Source organism: Tenacibaculum sp. 190524A05c (genome assembly GCF_964036595.1).
Lineage (GTDB): Bacteria > Bacteroidota > Bacteroidia > Flavobacteriales > Flavobacteriaceae > Polaribacter > Polaribacter platacis.
The window spans coordinates 115,360-136,972 of record NZ_OZ038523.1 but is presented as its reverse complement, the minus strand read 5'-3'; the positions used below and the strand labels follow the sequence as shown (position 1 = coordinate 136,972).

The 21,613-nt window shown below is 30.2% G+C and carries 22 protein-coding genes; 14 read left to right on the top strand and 8 right to left on the bottom strand.

Features of this window, described 5'->3' with window-relative positions; translation table 11 throughout:
* Positions 1 to 4: 4 nt before the first annotated feature.
* From ABNT61_RS00545 to ABNT61_RS00530, 4 genes are all read right to left on the bottom strand, one after another.
* The gene (locus ABNT61_RS00545; protein ID WP_348726104.1) at positions 5 to 466 is read right to left on the bottom strand and encodes a (2Fe-2S)-binding protein; all 462 of its coding nucleotides are present in this window, start codon (positions 464 to 466) and stop codon (positions 5 to 7) included.
* Positions 467 to 604: 138 nt separating this feature from the next.
* Positions 605 to 2,512, bottom strand: coding sequence for an acetate--CoA ligase (gene acs / locus ABNT61_RS00540; protein ID WP_348744418.1), 1,908 nt, complete (start codon positions 2,510 to 2,512; stop codon positions 605 to 607).
* Positions 2,513 to 2,674: 162 nt separating this feature from the next.
* Complete coding sequence (locus ABNT61_RS00535) at positions 2,675 to 3,151, bottom strand: hypothetical protein (RefSeq protein WP_348726107.1); 477 nt, start codon at positions 3,149 to 3,151, stop codon at positions 2,675 to 2,677.
* On the bottom strand, positions 3,151 to 3,531 hold the full coding sequence (locus ABNT61_RS00530) for a glyoxalase (RefSeq protein WP_348744417.1): 381 nt from the start codon (positions 3,529 to 3,531) through the stop codon (positions 3,151 to 3,153). The genes ABNT61_RS00535 and ABNT61_RS00530 overlap by 1 nt, the downstream gene beginning before the upstream one ends.
* 110 nt (positions 3,532 to 3,641) lie before the next feature.
* On the opposite strand from ABNT61_RS00530, the gene ABNT61_RS00525 reads away from it, so the two are divergent.
* Positions 3,642 to 4,199 (top strand): fasciclin domain-containing protein, encoded by a 558-nt coding sequence (locus ABNT61_RS00525; RefSeq protein ID WP_348744416.1) that lies wholly within the window; start codon positions 3,642 to 3,644, stop codon positions 4,197 to 4,199.
* Between the two features lie 58 nt (positions 4,200 to 4,257).
* Here the strand turns inward: ABNT61_RS00525 and ABNT61_RS00520 are convergent, their stop codons facing one another.
* Genes ABNT61_RS00520 through ABNT61_RS00510 form a run of 3 tightly spaced genes read right to left on the bottom strand, consistent with a single transcriptional unit; the run spans position 4,258 to position 6,808 of the window.
* Positions 4,258 to 5,205: a phosphoribosylaminoimidazolesuccinocarboxamide synthase gene (locus tag ABNT61_RS00520; RefSeq protein WP_348744415.1), complete on the bottom strand. Its 948-nt coding sequence runs from the start codon at positions 5,203 to 5,205 to the stop codon at positions 4,258 to 4,260.
* Between the two features lie 38 nt (positions 5,206 to 5,243).
* The gene (locus tag ABNT61_RS00515) at positions 5,244 to 5,849 is read right to left on the bottom strand and encodes a hypothetical protein (RefSeq protein ID WP_348744414.1); all 606 of its coding nucleotides are present in this window, start codon (positions 5,847 to 5,849) and stop codon (positions 5,244 to 5,246) included.
* A gap of 5 nt (positions 5,850 to 5,854) precedes the next feature.
* Positions 5,855 to 6,808: a PhoH family protein gene (locus ABNT61_RS00510; protein WP_348744413.1), complete on the bottom strand. Its 954-nt coding sequence runs from the start codon at positions 6,806 to 6,808 to the stop codon at positions 5,855 to 5,857.
* 119 nt (positions 6,809 to 6,927) lie between these two features.
* Between ABNT61_RS00510 and ABNT61_RS00505 the strand changes: the two genes are divergently transcribed.
* The 13 genes from ABNT61_RS00505 (at position 6,928) to ABNT61_RS00445 (ending at position 20,646) form a co-directional block, all read left to right on the top strand.
* Positions 6,928 to 7,785 (top strand): SAM-dependent chlorinase/fluorinase, encoded by an 858-nt coding sequence (locus ABNT61_RS00505; protein ID WP_348714015.1) that lies wholly within the window; start codon positions 6,928 to 6,930, stop codon positions 7,783 to 7,785.
* A gap of 10 nt (positions 7,786 to 7,795) precedes the next feature.
* The gene (locus ABNT61_RS00500) at positions 7,796 to 8,092 is read left to right on the top strand and encodes an antibiotic biosynthesis monooxygenase family protein (RefSeq protein ID WP_348714013.1); all 297 of its coding nucleotides are present in this window, start codon (positions 7,796 to 7,798) and stop codon (positions 8,090 to 8,092) included.
* Positions 8,093 to 8,109: 17 nt separating this feature from the next.
* On the top strand, positions 8,110 to 8,739 hold the full coding sequence (locus tag ABNT61_RS00495; protein WP_348744412.1) for an outer membrane beta-barrel protein: 630 nt from the start codon (positions 8,110 to 8,112) through the stop codon (positions 8,737 to 8,739).
* 3 nt (positions 8,740 to 8,742) lie between these two features.
* Positions 8,743 to 9,462, top strand: coding sequence for a gliding motility-associated ABC transporter permease subunit GldF (gene gldF, locus ABNT61_RS00490; RefSeq protein WP_348744411.1), 720 nt, complete (start codon positions 8,743 to 8,745; stop codon positions 9,460 to 9,462).
* On the top strand, positions 9,455 to 11,095 hold the full coding sequence (gldG, locus tag ABNT61_RS00485; RefSeq protein ID WP_348744410.1) for a gliding motility-associated ABC transporter substrate-binding protein GldG: 1,641 nt from the start codon (positions 9,455 to 9,457) through the stop codon (positions 11,093 to 11,095). The genes gldF and gldG overlap by 8 nt, the downstream gene beginning before the upstream one ends.
* Positions 11,095 to 11,514, top strand: coding sequence for a hypothetical protein (locus ABNT61_RS00480; protein ID WP_348744409.1), 420 nt, complete (start codon positions 11,095 to 11,097; stop codon positions 11,512 to 11,514). The genes gldG and ABNT61_RS00480 overlap by 1 nt, the downstream gene beginning before the upstream one ends.
* A 129-nt stretch (positions 11,515 to 11,643) precedes the next feature.
* The gene (locus ABNT61_RS00475; protein ID WP_348744408.1) at positions 11,644 to 14,529 is read left to right on the top strand and encodes a histidine kinase; all 2,886 of its coding nucleotides are present in this window, start codon (positions 11,644 to 11,646) and stop codon (positions 14,527 to 14,529) included.
* Between the two features lie 2 nt (positions 14,530 to 14,531).
* Positions 14,532 to 15,281 (top strand): LytTR family DNA-binding domain-containing protein, encoded by a 750-nt coding sequence (locus ABNT61_RS00470; RefSeq protein ID WP_348744407.1) that lies wholly within the window; start codon positions 14,532 to 14,534, stop codon positions 15,279 to 15,281.
* A 93-nt stretch (positions 15,282 to 15,374) separates the two neighbouring features.
* Positions 15,375 to 17,099 (top strand): InlB B-repeat-containing protein, encoded by a 1,725-nt coding sequence (locus ABNT61_RS00465; protein WP_348744406.1) that lies wholly within the window; start codon positions 15,375 to 15,377, stop codon positions 17,097 to 17,099.
* Between the two features lie 431 nt (positions 17,100 to 17,530).
* Positions 17,531 to 18,052 (top strand): Crp/Fnr family transcriptional regulator, encoded by a 522-nt coding sequence (locus ABNT61_RS00460; RefSeq protein ID WP_348744405.1) that lies wholly within the window; start codon positions 17,531 to 17,533, stop codon positions 18,050 to 18,052.
* An 86-nt stretch (positions 18,053 to 18,138) separates the two neighbouring features.
* Entirely contained in the window at positions 18,139 to 18,918 is a 780-nt protein-coding gene (locus ABNT61_RS00455; protein ID WP_348744404.1) for an SDR family NAD(P)-dependent oxidoreductase, read from the top strand.
* A 13-nt stretch (positions 18,919 to 18,931) separates the two neighbouring features.
* Positions 18,932 to 20,329, top strand: coding sequence for an aldehyde dehydrogenase (locus ABNT61_RS00450; protein WP_348744403.1), 1,398 nt, complete (start codon positions 18,932 to 18,934; stop codon positions 20,327 to 20,329).
* An 80-nt stretch (positions 20,330 to 20,409) separates the two neighbouring features.
* The gene (locus ABNT61_RS00445) at positions 20,410 to 20,646 is read left to right on the top strand and encodes a DUF2798 domain-containing protein (RefSeq protein ID WP_348744402.1); all 237 of its coding nucleotides are present in this window, start codon (positions 20,410 to 20,412) and stop codon (positions 20,644 to 20,646) included.
* A gap of 129 nt (positions 20,647 to 20,775) precedes the next feature.
* Here the strand turns inward: ABNT61_RS00445 and ABNT61_RS00440 are convergent, their stop codons facing one another.
* Complete coding sequence (locus ABNT61_RS00440) at positions 20,776 to 21,555, bottom strand: NAD(P)H-binding protein (RefSeq protein ID WP_348744401.1); 780 nt, start codon at positions 21,553 to 21,555, stop codon at positions 20,776 to 20,778.
* Positions 21,556 to 21,613: the final 58 nt, after the last annotated feature.

The following is a 21,613-nucleotide window of genomic DNA, read 5'->3' as shown; positions in this document are numbered from 1 at the left end:
AGTTTTAAGACATTTTTTCAGCAGCGATTGCTACAGCTTTTTCAATTCTATTATATGAGGCACATCTACATAGATTACCATGCATGGCTTCTCTAATTTCACTAGTAGTTGGATTTGGGTTTTCCTTTAAGAAAGAAGCAGCAGTCATTATTTGTCCTGCTTGACAATAACCACACTGAGGAACATCAACAGTTTCCCAAGCTTCCTGTAGCGGATGATTTCCTTCTTTTGACAATCCTTCTATTGTAGTAATTTCCTCTTTATCTAAAAGAGAAACTTGTAATTGACAGCTTCTAGTGGCAACACCATCAACATGAACGGTACATGCACCACATTGTGCAATTCCACATCCGAATTTAGTTCCGACTAGATTTAATTCGTCTCTTAAAACCCAAAGTAAGGGAGTATCTGAATCGGCTGTGACAGTAACCAATTCACCATTGATTTTTAGATTATAGGTTGGCATTTTATGTTAGTTTTAATCGATTTTTAAGTTACGAAAAATATCTATACCTCTAACCTTTAATCCTTTTTTAAGATTTATTTAATAAAAAAGGAATCGCATTACTACGATTCCTTTTTATCAATATTATTTTTTCAATTCTTATAATGCCTCATCTATAATTCCTTGAACTACTTCTGGATTTAGTAACGTACTTGTATCACCTAAATTACTAATATCTTTTGATGCTATTTTACGTAAAATTCTCCTCATAATTTTACCTGAACGTGTTTTAGGTAAACCTTGCGTAAATTGTATTTTATCCAGTTTTGCAATAGGTCCGATTTGTTCAGTAATAATCTGATTGATTTCCTTTCTAACATTCTCCTGATTTCGCGATTCTCCAGTATCTTTTAAAATCACATAACCATACAATGCATTTCCTTTTATATCATGAGGGAAACCTACAATTGCAGATTCAGCAACAGCAGGATGTTCATTTATTGCATCTTCTATCGGAGCTGTTCCAAGGTTATGTCCAGAAACAATAATTACATCGTCTACTCTTCCTGTGATTCTATAATAACCAACTTCATCTCGTAAAGCACCATCTCCTGTAAAATATTTGTTTTCAAAACTTGAGAAATACGTGTCTTTATATCGTTGATGATTTCCCCAAATAGTTCTTGCCATAGATGGCCATGGAAACTTAATACACAACCTTCCTTCTACTTGATTTCCTTTAATTTCATTTCCTTCAGCATCCATTAAAGCCGGTTGAATTCCTGGAAATGGCAAAGTTGCATATGTTGGTTTGGTTGGAGTTGAAAAAGGAATTGGCGTAATCATAATTCCTCCTGTTTCTGTTTGCCACCACGTATCTACAATCGGGCTTTTACGTTTACCTATATTATCATCATACCAATGCCAAGCCTCTTCATTAATTGGTTCTCCCACTGTTCCTAATATTTTAAGAGAAGATAAATCGTGATTTTCAACATGAGATAATCCTTCTTTAGCTAAGGCTCTAATTGCAGTTGGTGCTGTGTAAAATTGGTTCACCTTATGCTTTTCAACAATTTCCCAAAAGCGACCATAATCAGGATAGCTAGGAACACCTTCAAACATAACGGTTGTCCCTCCGTTCGCTAATGGTCCGTAAACAATATAACTATGCCCAGTAATCCAACCTATATCTGCAGTACACCAATACACATCATCCTCTCTATACTGAAAAACATTTTTAAAAGTATATGCTGTATACACCATGTAACCCGCAGTTGTATGCAACATTCCTTTAGGTTTACCTGTAGATCCTGATGTGTATAATATGAATAGTGGATCTTCAGCATCCATAATTTCTGCTTGACATTCTTCTGAAGCTTCATTTAATAATGGTTCTAACCAAGTATCTCTTCCTTCCTTAATTTGGATATCAGAATTTATTCTTTTCACAACCAATACATTCTCTATTGTTGGACATTCTTTTAAAGCTTCGTCTACAATCCCTTTTAAATCAATTGTTTTATTTCCTCGGTAAGATCCATCTGAAGTAATTACCATTTTACACTCAGAATCATTAATTCTCGTGGCTAATGCATTAGAAGAAAATCCAGCAAATACAACAGAATGAATTGCTCCTATTCTAGCACAAGCCAAAACAGAAATTGCCAATTCTGGAATCATTGGAAGATAAATACAAACTCTATCTCCTTTTTTAATTCCTTTGCTTTTTAATACGTTAGCAAACTTATTAACTCGTTTGTGTAAATCATTATAAGTGATATGTTGTGCTTCCTCCTCTGAATTATTAGGTTCGAATAAAATTGCGGTTTTATTCCCTCGAGTCACTAGATGTCTATCGATACAATTTTCAGTAATATTTAATTTAGCGCCTTCAAACCATTTTACTTCAGGTTTGGTAAAATCCCAATCTAAAACTTTATTCCATCGTTTTCTCCATAGGAAATGTTCCTCAGCAATTTCTTCCCAAAAATTCTCTGGATTTCTTACTGATTTTCTGTATACTTGAAAATATTCTTCTAGATTTTTGATATGGTAATTACTCATACTTGATTGATTTGTTGCCTCAATTTATTTCTTTTTCATTAAACAACAACACCTTGTACAAGAAAATTAATAATTCTTTTCAAATTTTGTTTTTCATCGATTTTATTACTGCATTAGTCGATTTTATTTGTCTGAAAATGATTCATTATTAACTCTATTATATCAATTCTCAATTTCTTCAATCAGCATTGTATAATCGTATTGTAAATCTTCATGTAAAGTATACATGGCTTTTTTTGCCATTCGCATTTGAGTTTCAAACACTTTTTGAAGTCTTGGGCTTCTACTTATAGATGGTTTAAACTGTTTTAGCTTTAAACAGAAATACAATAATAATTCAACCTCAGTGCTTTTCTTTTTTGAATAGCGAATTTGCTTTTTGATAGAAGTTAAAATCTTCCTTACACTTTTTCGAATGTAAAAGAAACTCTTGGTGTTTATCTCTTCAAACATTTGATCAACCTCTAGCTTTATAGTTTCAATATATCTATCTTCGTTTTGTGATTCAAATAATAAATAAGTTAATAACTCCTTATTCTCTTTCTTAAAACGGGACAATCTTAAACAAAGTTCTAATAGTTCTTCCGAAGATTTATATTTTAATTCGTCTTTTAAGATTTTAATTGAAACAGCCTTCATTATTCAGTAATATTCTTGATTTCTTCAAAACTATCAAAAAGTCTTTGCTTTATCATCGTGAATATCCTTTTATTGTATTCAGATGAATTTAATGCATAAGTTTCATATTCTTCATCTGTAAAATGACCAATTGTAATTCCTAATAATTGATTCTTGATCGCATTATTTTTTGAAAGAGACTTCTCCAATATTTCCTTCAAACCTTCCAGAGTAATAGAGGATAATCTTATTTTATGTTTCACCGCCCAACTTTTAAACATTAAAATAATAATGGAGTGTTGCAACTTAAGAATGGGACGTAATGTAATATTCTGAAATGCTTCAGTTGCTCCCGAAGAGTTCAGATTAAGGACTGGACGAATATCTTTTTTTGACGGCATAATAATAGTTTAGAAATCAAAGTTAATATTTTGTTTAGTTTTTTTAACAAAACATTAAACATTTTGTGTTTTATTAAGTAATAACTTCGCTAAAACTTAAAACTAATATTATGAAATTCAAAAACTTAGCACTACTATTATTAATTACTTTTTCTACAATAACTGTATACGGAAATAACATATCAACTGATCCAATTAACGATAAAAAGAAAGAAAAAGCTAAAGAAACAATTGTTGGTGTTGCAGCTTCAAACGACAATTTCACAACTCTAGTAGCAGCAGTTAAAGCAGCTAACTTAGTTGATGTACTTAACGGAGATGGACCATTTACTGTATTTGCTCCAACAAACGATGCTTTTGGAAAATTACCAGAAGGAACGGTGTATTCTTTACTAAAGCCAGAAAACAAAAAGATCTTAACTGCGGTATTAACTTATCATGTAGTTGCAGGGAAATTTGACGCAAAAGCTGTAGTAAAAGCAATTAAAGCAAACAATGGAAAATTTGTTATTAAAACAGTTCAAGGAAATAGCTTAACTGCAATGATTAAAGACGGAAATGTACTTTTAAAAGATGCAAAAGGGAATGTTTCGAAAGTAATTATGACAGATGTTGAAGCGAGTAATGGAATTATTCACGCTATTGATACTGTTGTGATGCCTCAATAACACAACACCAAAATCTAAAACAAAAAAGAGAAGTTGAAAAACTTCTCTTTTTTTTATTTTACTTATTCAAATAGTTTGTAACGTTACTTTCTATTCGATTCAAAATATTCTCAGTATTCGCTTTTACAAACTGTTCTCCCGTAATCTGTTCGTACAATTCTATATAACGATTAGAGATTTCTTCAATCTTGTCATCACTCATCTCTGGAATTTGCTGGCCTTCTTTTCCTTGAAATCCATTTTCAATCAACCATTGGCGCACAAACTCTTTCGATAACTGTTTTTGCTTCTCTCCTTTTTCTTGTCTTTCAGCATAACCATCTGCATAAAAATAACGAGATGAATCTGGTGTATGGATCTCATCAATCAGTACAATTTTTCCATCTTTAGTTTTACCAAATTCATATTTAGTATCTACTAAGATTAATCCTCTTTGAGCAGCAATTTCAGTTCCACGAGCGAATAATTTTCTAGTATAATCTTCTAAAATTAAATAATCTTCTTCCGAAACAATTCCTTTTGCAAGGATTTCTTCTCTAGAAATATCCTCATCATGTTCTCCATTATCGGCTTTAGTAGATGGTGTGATAATAGGCTCTGGAAATTTATCATTCTCCTTCATTCCTTCTGCCATTGCAGCACCACATAACATTCTTTTTCCTGCTTTATATTCACGAGCGGCGTGACCTGATAAATATCCGCGAATTACCATTTCTACTTTAAAAGGCTCACATAAATATCCCACAGCTACATTTTCATCAGGATTTGCAACTAACCAATTTGGAACAATATCAGCAGTATCATTCATCATTTTTGTTGCAATTTGATTTAAAATTTGTCCTTTGAATGGAATTTGGCGAGGCATAATTACATCGAAAGCTGATAAACGATCAGAAGCAATCATTACTAATTCCTCGTCATTTATATTATACACCTCTCTCACTTTCCCTTTGTAAACCGACTTTTGTCCTGGGAAATTGAAGTTTGTTTCGTTAATTGTATTCATTTATTGTTGCGTTGTTGTAAAGCGCAAAAATATACTTTTTAATCTTCTTGTGGAATTCTTTTTATCTGCTTTATGTTATCTGATAAAGGAGTTACTGAAATAATTTTTTCTTGGTTCTCTACATAAAATATAAACGAACTATTTTGTCCGATCAACCGAATCTTTTTAATACTGTTATCCTTGAAAACCAAATTATAATCTGGCTGCAATCGTTGTTCTTTGATTTTAATATTTGTTCCAATTCCCATTCCTAGTCGTAACGAAATAAATAACACGAAAAATAAAACTAGCATCGTTGGAACAACATCTTTTTTATCTTCTATATCCTTATATAGCTTGTCCCATTTCTCAACATTATATAGTTTTTTATACCACTTTTTTGTTCTATTTCTTTTATGTAATTGAAAAGACCACTTAGTTGTATACAGATACACTAAATAAAACATGATACTCAAAAACAATGTAAGTTTCCAGCTATTTGTAAGTAAACTAAAGGGAGAAATTAACGCATCTAAAATTGAAACATAGTTTAAATATTGAATACCAATAATTCCATAAAAAATTGCATCACTTACAATACCTAATACTATTAGATAAATATAAAAAACGTAGAATTTCTCTTGTAAGCCTAAATCTTTAAACATGCATATTATTCGGTTTCAATACTCTTATAAGCTTTGATAATTTTCTTTACCAATCTATGACGTACAACATCTTTATCATCTAAATAGATTTGTCCTACTCCTTCAATACTTTTAAGTGCAAGTAGCGCTTCTTTTAATCCGGAAACTTGTTTTCTTGGTAAATCAATCTGACCCGGATCTCCTGTAATTACAAACTTAGCATTCCTTCCCATACGAGTTAAAAACATTTTCATTTGCGCATGAGTTGTATTTTGTGCTTCATCTAGAATTACAAAAGCATTATCTAAAGTTCTACCACGCATAAATGCTAAAGGAGCAATTTGAATTGTTCCGTTTTCAAGGTAAACTTGTAATTTTTCAGAAGGAATCATATCACGCAATGCATCATACAACGGTTGCATATATGGATCTAACTTTTCCTTTAGATCACCAGGTAAAAACCCTAAATTTTCACCAGACTCTACTGCTGGCCTCGTTAAGATAATTCTTCTAACGTCTTTTTCTTTTAAAGCTTTTACAGCTAAAGCTACAGCGGTATACGTTTTTCCAGTTCCAGCAGGACCAACAGCAAATAGCAAATCATTATCTCGCATGAGTTGCACCATTTTACGTTGGTTTTCAGTTTGTGGTTTAATGGTTTTTCCACTTACGCCGTGAACTAAAACATCACTCTTATCACCAAATTTTCTTTCCTCATCCTCTTTTCCGTTAGACGTTAAAATTCTTTCAATGCTATTTTCGTCTAACTTGTTATATCTATTATAGTACTTTATTAATCTTTCCAAACGAATTTCAAACTCATCTAAAATTTCAGGATCACCATAGATTTTCAGTTTATTACCTCGGGCAACAATCTTGATTTTAGGAAAATAAGTTTTTAATAGGGAGATAGTGCTGTTTTGTGCACCAAAGAATTCTTTAGGATTGATTTCTGTAAGTTCAATTACTCTTTCGTTCAAATGCTAGGCTTTTTTAATTTTATTATGCTTAAATGTAGTAATTATTTTATTCATTTATGTAGCTTTGTCTTAATTTTCAATAGAGTTTTTCACAAAATAATTAACAATTAATAGTTTAAATGGCGCTTATTACTTTAACTACCGATTTTGGCCTTAAGGATCATTTTGTTGGTGCTGTTAAAGGAGCAATATATTCGGAATTGCCAGAAGCTAATATTGTTGATATTACTCATGAAATTACTCCATTTAATATTGCAGAAACTGCTTACATTTTAAAAAACGCTTACAAAAGTTTTCCTAAAGGAACTATTCATATCGTAGGAGTTGATTCTGAATTAAGTAGTCAAAATAAACACATCGCTTTATTGCTGGATGAGCATTATTTTATTTGTCCAGATAACGGAATTATATCTATGATTGCTTCCGAAATTAATCCATCTAAGATTGTTGAAATTAATATTCACAATCATATAGAAAGTAGCTTTCCTGTTTTAGATGTTTTTGTAAAAGTAGCCAGTTTTATTGCTAGAGGCGGAAAACTTGATGTAGTTGGAAAAGAAATTAGCACTTTCAAAAAAATGGTTGAAATTCAACCAAAGGTTAACCAAGAAAAAACAATTATTGTTGGTGGTGTTATTTACATTGATAATTATGGGAATGTAATTAGTAATATCAGCAAAAAAATGTTTGTAGAAATCGGAAAAGACAGACCATTTAAGGTTACTGCCAGACGATATACATTCGATAAAATTCATAATCAGTATAACGAAATTGTAAATTTCGAATCTTCTGATATACGACAGTTTGATGGTAAAAAGTTAGCTTTATTTAATTCTGCAAATTATTTAGAAATTGCTATTTACAGAAGTAATTTAAAAACGGTTGGAGGAGCTTCAACCTTACTAGGTTTAGATTACAGAGATAGAATAACCATAGAATTTACAAATCCTAGTACTCCAGATTTTACTACAATTTAATATTCAATTTATGTTTGTACGCATTGTTAAAATGAGTTTTCAACCCGATAAAATTCCAACTTTTCTAGAAAACTTTGACAAGAAGAAAGAATTTATACGAAACTTTCCTGGGTGCCGATTACTAGAGTTATACAGAGATAAAACAAATCCAAGCATATTTTTCACTTATAGTTATTGGGATAAAGAAGAAGATTTAGAAAACTACAGACACTCAGAATTATTCCAAAATATTTGGGCTGAAACCAAAGTGTTTTTTAACGATAAGCCACTCGCTTGGAGTGTAGATAAAGTTGTAAGTTTGCCCTAAATTCAAAAATTCATAATATGAAAATTAAAACTCTACAATTGCTATTTGTAGTGATGACTATCACGTCATCTTTTGCACAAACAGAAAAAGGAAAATTTTTAATCGGATTAAATACACCATTATCTTTTTCAAGTAGTTCTTCTCGAATTATAAATAGTTCTTCAGGTTCTAGCTTTGAAAATGATTCAACTACTTCTTTTAGCTTTTCTCCTCAAATTGGTTATTCTATTATTGACAACTTATTTCTTGGATTAGATTTATCCTTATCTTTTTCTAATTCAGAAAATGATGTATCTGAAAGAAATTCAACTGCATTTGTAGTTTCTCCTTTTGTTAAATATTATTATCCTGTAAATAATGATTTTAACTTTTTCGGACAATTTAAATATGGTGTTGGGCGTTCTAGTTCGAAATTAGAAAGTATTGGATTTATTGACCCTTCGTTTCCTACTGTTACCGAATCGGAAAATAATATTGAAGAACTCCTTTTAGGTGTAGGAGTAGGTTATTTTGTTCATGAAATATTAAACATAGAGCTATCAATTAATTATCAAAATACATTTTATGATAGCTTTGCTAATTTTAGCGGAGATCATTTGGCTATTGACACATTTAGTGCATCCATTGGATTTTCTTTATTTTTATAATTAATGAAATCAATTTTTAAAAAAGAATTCAACTCATTTTTTGCCTCTCCAGTGGCATATTTAGTCATTGGAGTATTTTTATTGGTAAACGGTTTATTTTTATGGGTTTTAAAAGACAACTTTAATATTTTAAATGCTGGTTTTGCAGATTTAAATTCATTCTTTTATATCGCTCCATGGTTGTTTTTGTTTTTAATTCCTGCCATTACTATGAAGAGTTTTGCAGATGAATTTAATACTGGAACACTAGAAATTTTAAAGACCAAACCTTTAACCGATTGGCAAATTGTTTTGGGCAAATATACTGCTGCTCTATTTTTAGTAATTATTGCTCTTTTACCAACGCTAACTTATGTATACTCTATTTATGCTTTAGGAAATCCTGTTGGGAATTTAGATTTAGGAAGTATTCTTGGTTCGTATTTTGGAATGTTATTCTTAGCTTCTGGATATTGCGCCATTGGATTATTTACTTCTACTCTATCTAAAAATCAAATCGTAGCATTTATTCTTGCAGTATTTATTTCCTTTTTTGTTTTCTACGGATTCGATGCCATTGCAAACTTATCAGGAAATTCAGGTTATTACATTAAACAATTTGGGTTTAACGAACATTTTAAAAGTATAAGTCGTGGTGTAATTGATTCAAGAGACATTATTTACTTTATAAGCGTGAGTTTTTTCTTTTTATTTCTAACCAAAAAACAATTAGACAATGAGTAAGAATTTCAAAACGAGCCTTTTTGTTTTAGTTGGTTTGATCTTTTTAAACTTTGTTTCTGGAACTTTTTTCACAAGAATTGATTTAACAAAAGACCAACGATATACACTTTCTGAAGTTTCGAAAAAAATAGTCAATAATCTAGAGACTTCGTTAATTGTAAATGTGTATTTGGAAGGAGACTTTCCTTCTGAATTCAAAAGATTACAAATTGAAACGCGTCAGTTTTTAGAAGAACTTCAAGCAGAAAATTCTAATATTCGTTTTCGATTTATAAATCCTGATGATATCAGAGAAGAATTGGTTAAAAACGGAATGATGCCAAGTCAGTTGACTGTTGAGGAAAATGGTAAACTTTCAGAAGCTTTGATTTTTCCATGGGCAGCATTATTTTATGGTGAAAAAGCCATTACTGTTCCTTTGCTACCTGAAACCATGTCAAAATCTCAAGAATCTCAACTTGAAAATGCTATTTCTTCTTTAGAGCATTCTTTTGTAAATGCTATTGAACTTATTACTCAAAATAAAACAAAGAAAATTGCTGTTTTATCAGGAAATGGTGAACTCGAAGATATTCGTTTGTTTAGTTTTTTAAGTGCGCTTGGAAAAAAATATAGCTTAGCAAAATTCACTTTAGACTCGATTGAAAAAAATCCTTCGAAAACAATCGATCAACTCAAACAATATGATTTATCAATTATAGCTAAACCTTCTCAAAAATTTTCTCATGAAGAGAAATTGGTTTTAGATCAATATATCATGAATGGTGGGAAATCGTTATGGATGATTGATAACTTATATTCAGATACCGATAGTTTATATAACGAAGGAAGAATGTTGGCCTACAGACGAGAACTAGATTTGACAGATTTATTATTTAGTTATGGAGTTCGTATCAATAATAAATTAGTTCAAGACTTATATGCTTCAAAATTAACTTTGGCTTCGGGTAATTTAGGAAACCAAGCTCAGTTTGAAAGCTATGATTGGTTCTATCATCCGTTAGTACAAGGGAATCCAAATCATCCAATCACGAAAAATGTATTACCAGTACGATTTAGGTTTACAACACAGATTGATACCTTAAAAAAAGACATTAAGAAAACACCTCTTTTGGTAAGTTCCGTGCTATCTAAGCTTACTGGAGCTCCAACAATTGTTGAACTAGAAAGTATTGCCAAAGAACCAATTCAGCAAGAATATACCGCGGGAAGTCAATTGTTAGCAGTTTTGTTAGAAGGAAAATTCAATTCAGCTTACGAAAACAGAACACGACCATTTAACTATTCCGATTACAAGAAAATTTCATCTGAAAATAAAATGGTGGTTATTGCTGATGGAGATATCGCCAAAAATCAAATTTTGAAAGGCCAGCCTTATGATTTAGGCATTGATAAATGGACTCAACAACGTTTTGGAAATAAAGATTTCTTGTTAAACACAGTAGATTATCTTCTCGACGATTCAGGATTAATTTCGCTAAGAAATAAAACCGTTCAATTGAATAGTTTAGATAAACAAAAAGCTTTTAAAGAACGTAGCTTTTGGCAGTTTTTCAATATTGTTTTACCACTTACATTATTATTTGTCTTTGGATTTACATTTAACTATTTACGTAAGAAAAAATATAGTTAATGAAAACGTCTCAAAAGAAACTTTTTGTTCTAATTAGTATCTTGTTTCTATTAGTTTCACTAACACAACCTTGTTATAGTGTAGAAGGAACTGGTAAAGATACAGTTGGAGCGATCGGATTAATTGCTTTCTTATTAGGTTGGTTAAATTTTAATCTTATTGGAATTGTTTGGTTAGCAAATCCTTTACTACTTCTAAGTATGATTTTCTTATTCAAAAAAGAGAAATTTGCACTTATCACAAGTGGTTTAGCTCTACTCTTTTCTTTTTGTTTCTTTTTAGTTGATAGAATAATAATTAATGAAGGCGGAACTACAGGTAAAATTGACCATGTTTTAGTAGGTTATTGGTTATGGTTAAGTTCTATTTTTGTGATTTTTATTTGTTCACTTGTTACTCGAGTTTACAGGAAAAAATAATAAATGATTCCTAAGCTGCTTTATTTATAATCAAACGCTTTAGAAAATAACTTCAATCCTTAGGAAGTTCTGCAGAAGGAATTATAATTATTTTCAACCAACCCATAAATAAAATTGTACTTTGTGTAGGTGATAAAAACAAAACTCTACTTATTACTTTTATTTCTAATACTGTTAATTCAAAAAATTGAAGCACAGCACCCTTATTTTTTTCAATTTACAGAAAAGGATGGTTTGCCAGATATTGAATACTATGACATTTATGAAGATAAAAAGGGAATAATTTGGTTAGCTGCAAATACCGGACTCTACAGTTATAATGGCAAAGAGTTCAAAAATTACACAAACGATAAAAAAAGAGCTTTATCCGTTTTCGGACTGAAAGAGGATAATTTAGGTAGAATTTGGTGTAACAATATTTCTGGACAATATTTCTTTGTAAATGGAGGTAAACTAGAACTATTTATTGATTTAAAAGAGTATACCAAAGATCAATTAGCCTTATTTTATTTTTTTGACAATGAAATGATTGTGGTAAGTGATACCAAAATCTTATCTATTGATTTAAAAACTAAGGATATCAAGATTAAAAATCAATACAATGGTATAATCTCCTATTCCTTAAAGAAAAATGACAGTTTATTCTATTTACAAAATAAAACTCTCAAATATATATCGTCTAAGGAATCCAAAGGAGTAAAATTAAAAGCTGAAAATAACAATACTATTTTCAATGCCAATTTCGCTTTTAACTTCAACAATAACTTTATTCATCAATCTTTTGACCGTAAATTAGAAAAATCAATACTTTACTTCAACAATAAACGAACAGACTTATTCAAGAATTCAAATAGCAGAAAAGAAAGTATAATTACTGGTGTGCTCAATGAATCTTCAAAAATTTGGTTATGCTTTCGAGATGCCGTTTATGTTTATGCATATTCAAATAATGAATTTAAATTATCCAACACCTATTTTGAAGGTAAGGAAATCACAAAAATCCTTAAAGATTCAAGAGGTAATTATTGGTTTATCTCTGCTAGTACAGGAATTTATATTATTCCAAATTTAGGTATTGAAAAGTATAATCTTCCTGAGAAAAACACCAATATAAGTGTTATTGAAAATATAAATGATCAATATTTAATCGCTGGATCTACCAATGGTAAACTTACCTCTATAAACTTAGAATCAGGAAAAGCTACTCAAATCAAAAATCCATTTTTTGAAAGAGTAAATCAAATTGCATATAATAAAAAAGATGAAATTTATGTGAGCCTAACTTCGAGGTCATTTGTTTTAAATAGTGAAAACTTCTCTTTAAAAAAGAATTCTAAAGCCAATCAATTTGATTTCAGAAATGCAAAATCTCTATCAATAATCGACGAAAACAGATTCATATATAGTTCGTTTGCCTATGCCGAAATATTAGATAAAGAAAAAAATGAAAGTTTAAGATTAGGAAGGAAAAGGTCTTACGCCAATTTCTACAGTAAGAAAAGACAAGAGATTTACGTAAACTATGTAGATGGTTTGTATTGTTACCAGATCAATGGTGATTCTAAAGAACTTAAGTTTAACAACGAATCTATTTTTGGTGTTGACATAGAAGAAACATCAAACGGAATAATTTGGATATCCACGTTCAATCATGGTTTAATAGCTCTAGAAAATGGAAAACTTTCTCGAGTTTACAGAATTTCAGAAGGATTGCTATCTAATCAAATCAGGAAAATAAAATCGGATGGTAATTATTTATGGATTATTAGCGATAACGGTGTTCAGCTTTTTAACTCAGAATTAAATGAGTTTAAAAACTTGACAGAAATCGACGGAATCGGTAATTATAGAATTACAGATTTAGTGGTTTTAAAAGACAAAATAGCTTTAGGTACGAACAAAGGAGTTTATTCGTTTGACAAACAAAAAGTCTTTAGAAAGCAAAAACTTTATGATTTTTATATAGAAAATGTTTACATAAATGATAAAATTAGGGCCACGAGTTCCGAATACTTTCTCGATCCGGAAGAGCGAAAAATTCAATTTGACCTTCACATAAACGGATATAAATCTCAAAGTAATATAACTTACTTCTATAGGTTTAAAAATAAAGATCAAAAATGGACCTCTATTCCTAAAAACTCAAATACGTTAGTTTTTAACAGTCTACAACCTGGTTATTATGAATTAGAAATAAAGGGTAAAGAAAACTTTAGTTCGAGAGAAACAAATACAAAAAGTATTCAATTAAACATTAAAAGTCCTTTTTATAAAACCTGGTGGTTTATTCTAGTATTAACCATAATCCTCTTACTTATCTTAAGCTATTATTACAAAAAACGCATAGTCGAAAAAGAAAAAGAAATGGAGTTAATATCTTTAAAATTAGAAAATCTAAGGTCTCAAATGAATCCGCATTTTATTTTCAATGCATTGAACTCTATTCAAGACTATATCATGCAAAACCAAAAAAGAGTTGCTGTTGAATATCTTGGTATGTTTTCTAATTTAATTCGAGTTTATTTGGGACATAGTAGTCAATCTGAAATCTATTTATCTGACGAAATAGCAACACTTGACACATATTTAAGTATTGAGAAACTGCGTTTTCGTGATACCCTATCCTTCCGTATTGATGTAGACAAAAGAATCGAAACTCAAGAGATTAAAATACCGACAATGCTGATTCAGCCCTACATAGAAAACTCCTTAAAACATGGATTATTAAACAAAAAAGGTGATCGAAAACTTACAGTTAGTTTTAATCTAAGTGAAGATCAAAAATTTATCATCTGTAAAATTATAGATAATGGAGTTGGAAGAGTAAAAGCTAATCAAATAAAGACTAGAAAATATAAATATCATAAATCTTTCGCTACCAAAACAACTGAAAACAGACTTGAATTATTAAATTCAATTAAATACAATAATTTAAATGTTGAAACCATTGATTTATATGATACGAATAATGAACCTTCAGGAACAGAAGTAATAATTAAAATTCCTAATAATTGATTATGAAAATACTTATTATAGATGACGAGCAAAGCTCAAGGAATTTGTTGAAATCTTTAATTGAAGATAGCTTTCCAAATGCAATTGAAATTCAAGAAAGTGAAGATTTAAAGTCTGGCATAGAATCTATAAAACAATTTAGACCACAAATCGTACTATTGGATATAGAAATGCCAGATCATTCTGGACTTGAAATATTGGATTTTATAGATAAAGACTTTTTTAATTTTGAAATCATATTTGTAACTGCATATAATGAGTACGCAATTCAAGCTTTTGAATTGTCCGCAGTAGACTATTTATTAAAACCTGTTAATCCAACCAAGTTAGAAAACTCTATTCGAAAAATAATTGAAAAAGGAGGATATAACTTAATCAATAAGCATTTAAAAGAATTAAAGGATAACTTGACTTCTTCTAAATTTAAGAAGATTGCAATTCCACATGCAAATGGCGTTAAGTTTATAAAATTTGAAGATGTAATGTTTTTTGAAGCAGATAGAATGTATACCAAAATATACATCAAAAATGAGAATGAAATACTAACTAGTAAACCATTAAAACATTATACCGATCTCTTAAAAGATCATGAGATATTTTATAAACCTCATCGTTCGTTTTTTATAAATCTCAACTATATAAAAGAATATATTAGAAAAGATGGTGGTTATATTATTATGGATAACGATAAAATAGTATCTATAACAAAAGAAAAGAAACAAGAATTTTTAAGGTTCATCAATCAATTATAGCACTTCGGAAGATACTTAGGTAGTAAAGGAAGTCAAGTGATAAATATAAGCCACTTTTTATGGTGATTTGTGTTGTAATTTAAACACAAAATCATGGTAAGACTAATACAATTTGTAATCTTTTTTTTGATTCTTTCTTTACAAGCACAAACTAAAATTAACGATTTAACAGGCTGGGCATCGACCACCGGGTTTGAAGTTGTAAACGATTATGCCTATGGTAAAATCAACTCTACACTTATTAATAAAGTTGATGTAACCACTACAAACGCCACAGGATCTAATCTAAACACTTCAGCTAATGTAAATTTAGATCAGAGAAATTTATACGCCAATTCAACAGGTAATTATTTAATTGCAGCTGGTCAATCCAGAATTGTAAGATTTAACTTAACGAATAATACAGTAAATGTTTTTTTCCCTGGCAAAACAATAATTACTGTTTTCTATTACAATGATATAATTCATTACATCTCAAAAAACAGTAATAACAATTTTTGTGAAGTTTATCGCTACGAAAATAATACATCAACTAAACTGGCGAATTTAAATGTGTATTTCGGAAGTGTTATTGACAGTGAAGTAGATGGTGACACTTTGTACGTTGCTAATAATCAAACTGGAAACGCTGGTGGTGTTTATAAATTAGATTTATCACAACCTAATTCTAACTTTCAAACAGTTAGATCCAATATTCGTGTTAATGCTATAAGTGTTTACGGTGATCAAATTTACTTTCTTACAGATAGTTCAAACTTAATAAGGAGGATTTCAAAAGACGGATCAGGTTTCATTATCAATGTATTTAGTGTAGCTTCAAGTTTTTTAATCGGAGTGGATATTGAAGGTAGTAACTTATTCTTAGCTACAACAAATGGGTTATTTCGATATACCCTTCCTCCTCTTCAATATCAATTAACTATTAATTCAAATGGTGGTAATGTAACCACTAATCCAAGTGCTATTAATAACACTTATAACGAAGGGACCGATGTTACTCTAACAGCAACTCCAGATGCAGGTTATCAATTTGATGGATGGAGCGGAGATGCTACAGGAACTACAAATCCATTAACGATTACTATGGATGCTGATAAAACAGTTACGGCAATGTTCAGTAAGATTCAGCGTACATTAACTATTAATGCTGCAAATGGTTCTGTAAGTACAAACCCAAATCCAACAGGAGGAACTTATGATGATGGAACTTCAGTTGAGTTAACAGCTATACCAGATGCTGGATATCAATTTGATGGATGGAGCGGTGATGCATCAGGAACAGCAAATCCATTAAACATTACTATGGATGCTGATAAAACAGTTACTGCAATGTTTAGTAAGATTCATCGTTCATTAACTATTAATGCTACAAATGGTTCTGTAAGTACAAATCCTAATCCAATAGGAGGAACTTATGACGATGGAACTTTAGTGGAATTAACGGCAACACCAGATGCTGGATATCAATTTGATGGATGGAGCGGAGATGCATCAGGAACTGCAAATCCATTAACCATTACAATGGATGCCGATAAAACCGTTACAGCAATGTTTAGTCCAGTTACAGCAAGTATAGTTGATGAAGAATTTAATAAAGGAATTAAAGTTTATCCAATTCCCGCATCAAACTCTATAACAGTTGATATGCTTAATGGTTATGAAATTAAAAGAATTGTAGTTCATAATATTTTGGGTAAAGAAATAATAGAAACGAAAGAATTAAAAATTGATCTTTCCAATTTAGTTAAAGGAATTTACGTTTTGAAAATTACAAATTCAGATGGAAGAATTGCAACTAGAAGAATTATTAAAAATTGATAAGGATTCAAAAATGAAAAAAAGTAAAGACAATTTTAAATTTGAAATTACACTATCAATTTTATATTCAATAATTGTTGGACTTATCACAGTTTTTATTTGGAAGTAAATTCTTTTCTTATAAACTAAAGTGTGAAATTTGAATATCAAATTAAAAGCATTTTTAAAAATTAGGAAACCGAACATTGGCATTGGAATGCTATTGTTCGGTTTTTAATTCTTATTAAAAAAGCAAATCCACTACTCCTTCTAATCCAACAAATTATCTTAAGTGAACTCATAACTGAATCATAATAATTATCTTTCCTGTATAATTTTAGATAACTTGTATCAAATTTATTTTTAAAGAATCAGATATAAGTACAACAGCTTATTATAACAAAATCGTTGGCACAATGTTTAGCACCGAATTTCTTTCTTCTAAAAATCTGATGAATTGGAACATAGAATTCAATCTTGAACTCACTAATCGAAGTGTAAAAAAAGGTGAACTACTGCTTGAAGCTGGTCAAAGATGTGACTATTTTTATTATATCCTAAAAGGATTCTTGAGGCTTTATTATTTGGATTTAGAAGGTAATCAAGTCACACATTGGTTTTCAAGCGAAAATTCAATTGTTACTTCTCCTTTCAGTTTTTTTAGAAAAGAAGAAAATATATTATTTATTGAAGCATTAGATGATACAGAAATACTTCTAATTACTTCGGAACAATTTAGTATCATCAATAACAAGGTAAAAACTGCTGACAAAGAACTTAGAAAGTTGTTCGCCGAATTTGCTATGACCTTTAGTAGGAGAATAATGGATATTCATACTAAAACAGCAGAGGAGCGCTATTTAAAATTATTGGCAGAACATCCATACCTTTTTCAAAAGGCTAAACTTTCACACATAGCTTCATTTTTGGGAGTTACTCAACAAAGTCTGAGTAGAATCAGGAAAAATATATAAAATTTCATTTTTTACCATAGGGTAAATATCTCATCTACATAGCTCTATAATTTTGTGGTATAAATTAAACAACAAATTTTATTACCATGAAAAAAGTAGCACTTATTACAGGAGCAGCTGGCGGAATTGGAAAAGAGTTTTCTCGTTTACATGCCTCTAAAGGAGGAAGTATAGTAGCTGTAGATATAAACAACCAAGGTTTGGAGTTACTCAAAGAAGAACTTGAACGAAAATACGGCATAAACGTCTACATAATTGCCAAAAACTTAACTGATCTTAAAGCACCAAAAGAAATTTACGATGAGCTAAATCAACAACAAATACAAGTTGATTACTTGATTAACAATGCAGGTTTTGGTGGTATCGGGAATTTTCATGAGCGCCCTTGGGACAAAGATTTAGCGATGATTCAAGTTGATATCATTGCCTTAACAGGATTGATGAAATTTTTTCTACCGGATTTCATTAAACGTGATAAAGGAAGCATCTTAAATGTTTCTTCAACTGTTAGTTTAATTCCGGGACCAGGACAAGCAGTATACTTCGCAAGTAAAGCATTTGTTACTTCTTTAACACGTTCGATTTATGGAGAATTAGCTGATACCAATGTCACGATTACCGCTTTATTACCTGGGCCAACTGAAACAGGGTTTGGCGCACATTCTGGTATGAAAAAAACGAGTATCTATAATAAAACTGCAAGTCCAGCAGAAGTTGCTAAAGATGGATACGAAGCAATGCTAGATGGTGAACTTGAAATTATTTCAGGTGTATCAGGTTTACAAAAGCTCGAATTTAAGTTAGTGCCATTTATACCTAAAAAGAAACTTATTGATAGAATTAAAAAAGGACAACAAACAAAATAAAATACAAGAAATTATGAATACCCAACAAATGAACGAGGATGCATTTGAATTAAAAATGCAACAGTTAGTAAAAAGTCAACGTGAATATTTTAACAGTAATGTTACGAGATCTGTAGAATTTAGAATTGAACAGCTAAAAAAACTAAAAAAAATTATTGTTGAGCACGAAAACGAAATGCATGAAGCTATATACAAAGACTTTAGTAAATCAAAATTTGAAAACCAATTAATCGAATATTATCCATTATTAGATGAAATTGAGATTGCCATAAAAAATGTTAAAAAGTGGGCACAACACAAGTCAGTAAAAACTAACTTATTAAATTTTCCTGCAAAGAGTTATTTAGTACCTGAACCATTAGGCGTTTCTCTTGTTATTGGTGCATGGAACTTACCTTATAATTTATCATTGACTCCATTAATTGGCTCCATGGTTGCGGGGAATACTACTATATTAAAACCAAGTGAATTACCAACCAATACGAGTTCATTAATGGCGAAAATGATTAATGAAAACTTCGATTCAAATTATTTACATGTAGTTGAAGGTGCTATTCCAGAAACAACAGCACTACTAAAACAACGATATGATAAAATTTTCTTTACAGGTAGTCCAATGGTTGGAAAAATAGTGAACAAAGCTGCTGCAGAACATTTAACTAATGTAACCTTAGAGTTAGGAGGAAAAAACCCATCTATATTTACAAAAGATTGTGCGCTTAAAATGAGTGTAAAACGAATGATTTGGGCAAGGTTTATAAATTCTGGACAGTTTTGTATCACAGCAGATTATGCTTTAGTTCATAAAGATATTAAGGAAGAGTTTTTAAAGTTAGCCGTTCAGGAAATAGAGAAAAATAACTTCTCTTTAGAGAATAATAATTTCGTACAAATTATTAACGAACGAAATTTTGACAGGGTCACTAAGCTTATAGATCAAGATAAAGTTTATTATGGTGGAACTTTCGATCGTGAGAAACGAATAATTCATCCGACAATTTTAAATAATGTATCCTTGAAAGATGCCGTTATGCAAGAAGAAATTTTTGGACCTCTTTTACCCGTCATAGAATATGAAACATTAGACGAAGCTTTTGAAATTATTAAATCCTTTGAAAAACCTTTAGCTGCTTACTTGTTTTCGGATAGTAATGCTACAAAAGAAAGATTTCTAAATGAAATTCCTTTTGGTAGCGGAGCTATTAACGATTGTGTAATGCAAATCTCCAATCCAAATTTACCTTTTGGTGGTGTTGGGCATAGTGGAATGGGGCGTTATCATGGAAAATATAGCTTTGAGTGTTTTTCACATTTTAAAGGTGTTTTAGACAAACCAACTGCAATCGAAACTAATTTAAAGTATTATGGTTACAGCGAAAAAAGAATGAAAATAATGAAGTTATTAAGTTAAAAATCAATTAATAAAGATTCTAATTAACTGAAAAAATATTACCTATTTATTTAAAAGATAATCTATATAAAAACATATATATGAGTTCACAAAACAAAAATGAACTTAAAAAGAAATTGGTATTTGCATTAACAATGGGTGTAATTACAACTGGAATTATTTCATTTTCACTAATCGTTATAAATTTAGGATTTAGTAATAATTTCATACAAATTTGGTTAAAGTCTTGGTTACTGGCATATATACTTGTAATTCCGGCTATACTTTTTATTGCTCCACCAATAGAAAAATTTGTTCATAATCTTTTCGATAATTGATTATCAAAACGATTCATAACTAAAGATGATAGTAATAGCGATTTAGATCTAGGTCTAAGTCGTTATTATTATTTAAAAGGAGTTTGAATAATATAAGATGAATGTTAAATAAAAGTTCTTATAAATCCTTTACTCCTTCAAATCCAATAAATTATTATGAATGAATTTATAGTTCAAAGTATTCATCAGCTTTTTTGGACTAATTTTTTTAAACTTTAAATCTATTTCTTTCTTAAACTTAGGTTCAGGCTTACCTAAATTCTTTCTAGCTTCCGTATAAAATTCTTTACGAGTTGGATGATGATCTGCACAAGCATTAAACGTTTCTCCAAATACATCTTTCTCAATTATTTTAGAAATAATTGCAATACAATCATCTCTATGAATCATATTTACAAAACCATCTGGTTGTGGAATTTCTTTCTCAGCAAACCAATTCCCAGGTTGTCTTTTCCCTCCATATAATCCAGCAAATCTAATTATCGTTGTTTTGAAATTCGCATTCCTTCTAAACAACTCCTCTACCCTAACTAATAAAGCATCATCAATAGTTTCATCTTCTTCAGTATACGTTTTATTATTCCTAGGATAAACTGAAGTTGAACTAATAAAAATCACTTTTTTAACAGCTGATTTTTCAATTTGAGATATCAAGTTTTCATAAGCTGACATTTCTTTTGATGTTATCATAATTAAAAGCACATCAGTATTGAAAAAGTCTGAATTGGATATTTCCTTTTCAATATCAACTATAAAAGGTAAAATATTTAGTTCCATTAAATGAGTTAATTTATCCTCAGATCTAGTCGATCCTTTAACAGTTACTCCATCATTTATTAACTTCATCGCCAAAGGAATCCCTAACCATCCACTACCTAAAATACTATAAACTTCTTGCGCTTTTTTCATACCTCAAAAATGCTAAAAATCAACACCAATAACTAATAAAGTTTTATCCTAAAATTTG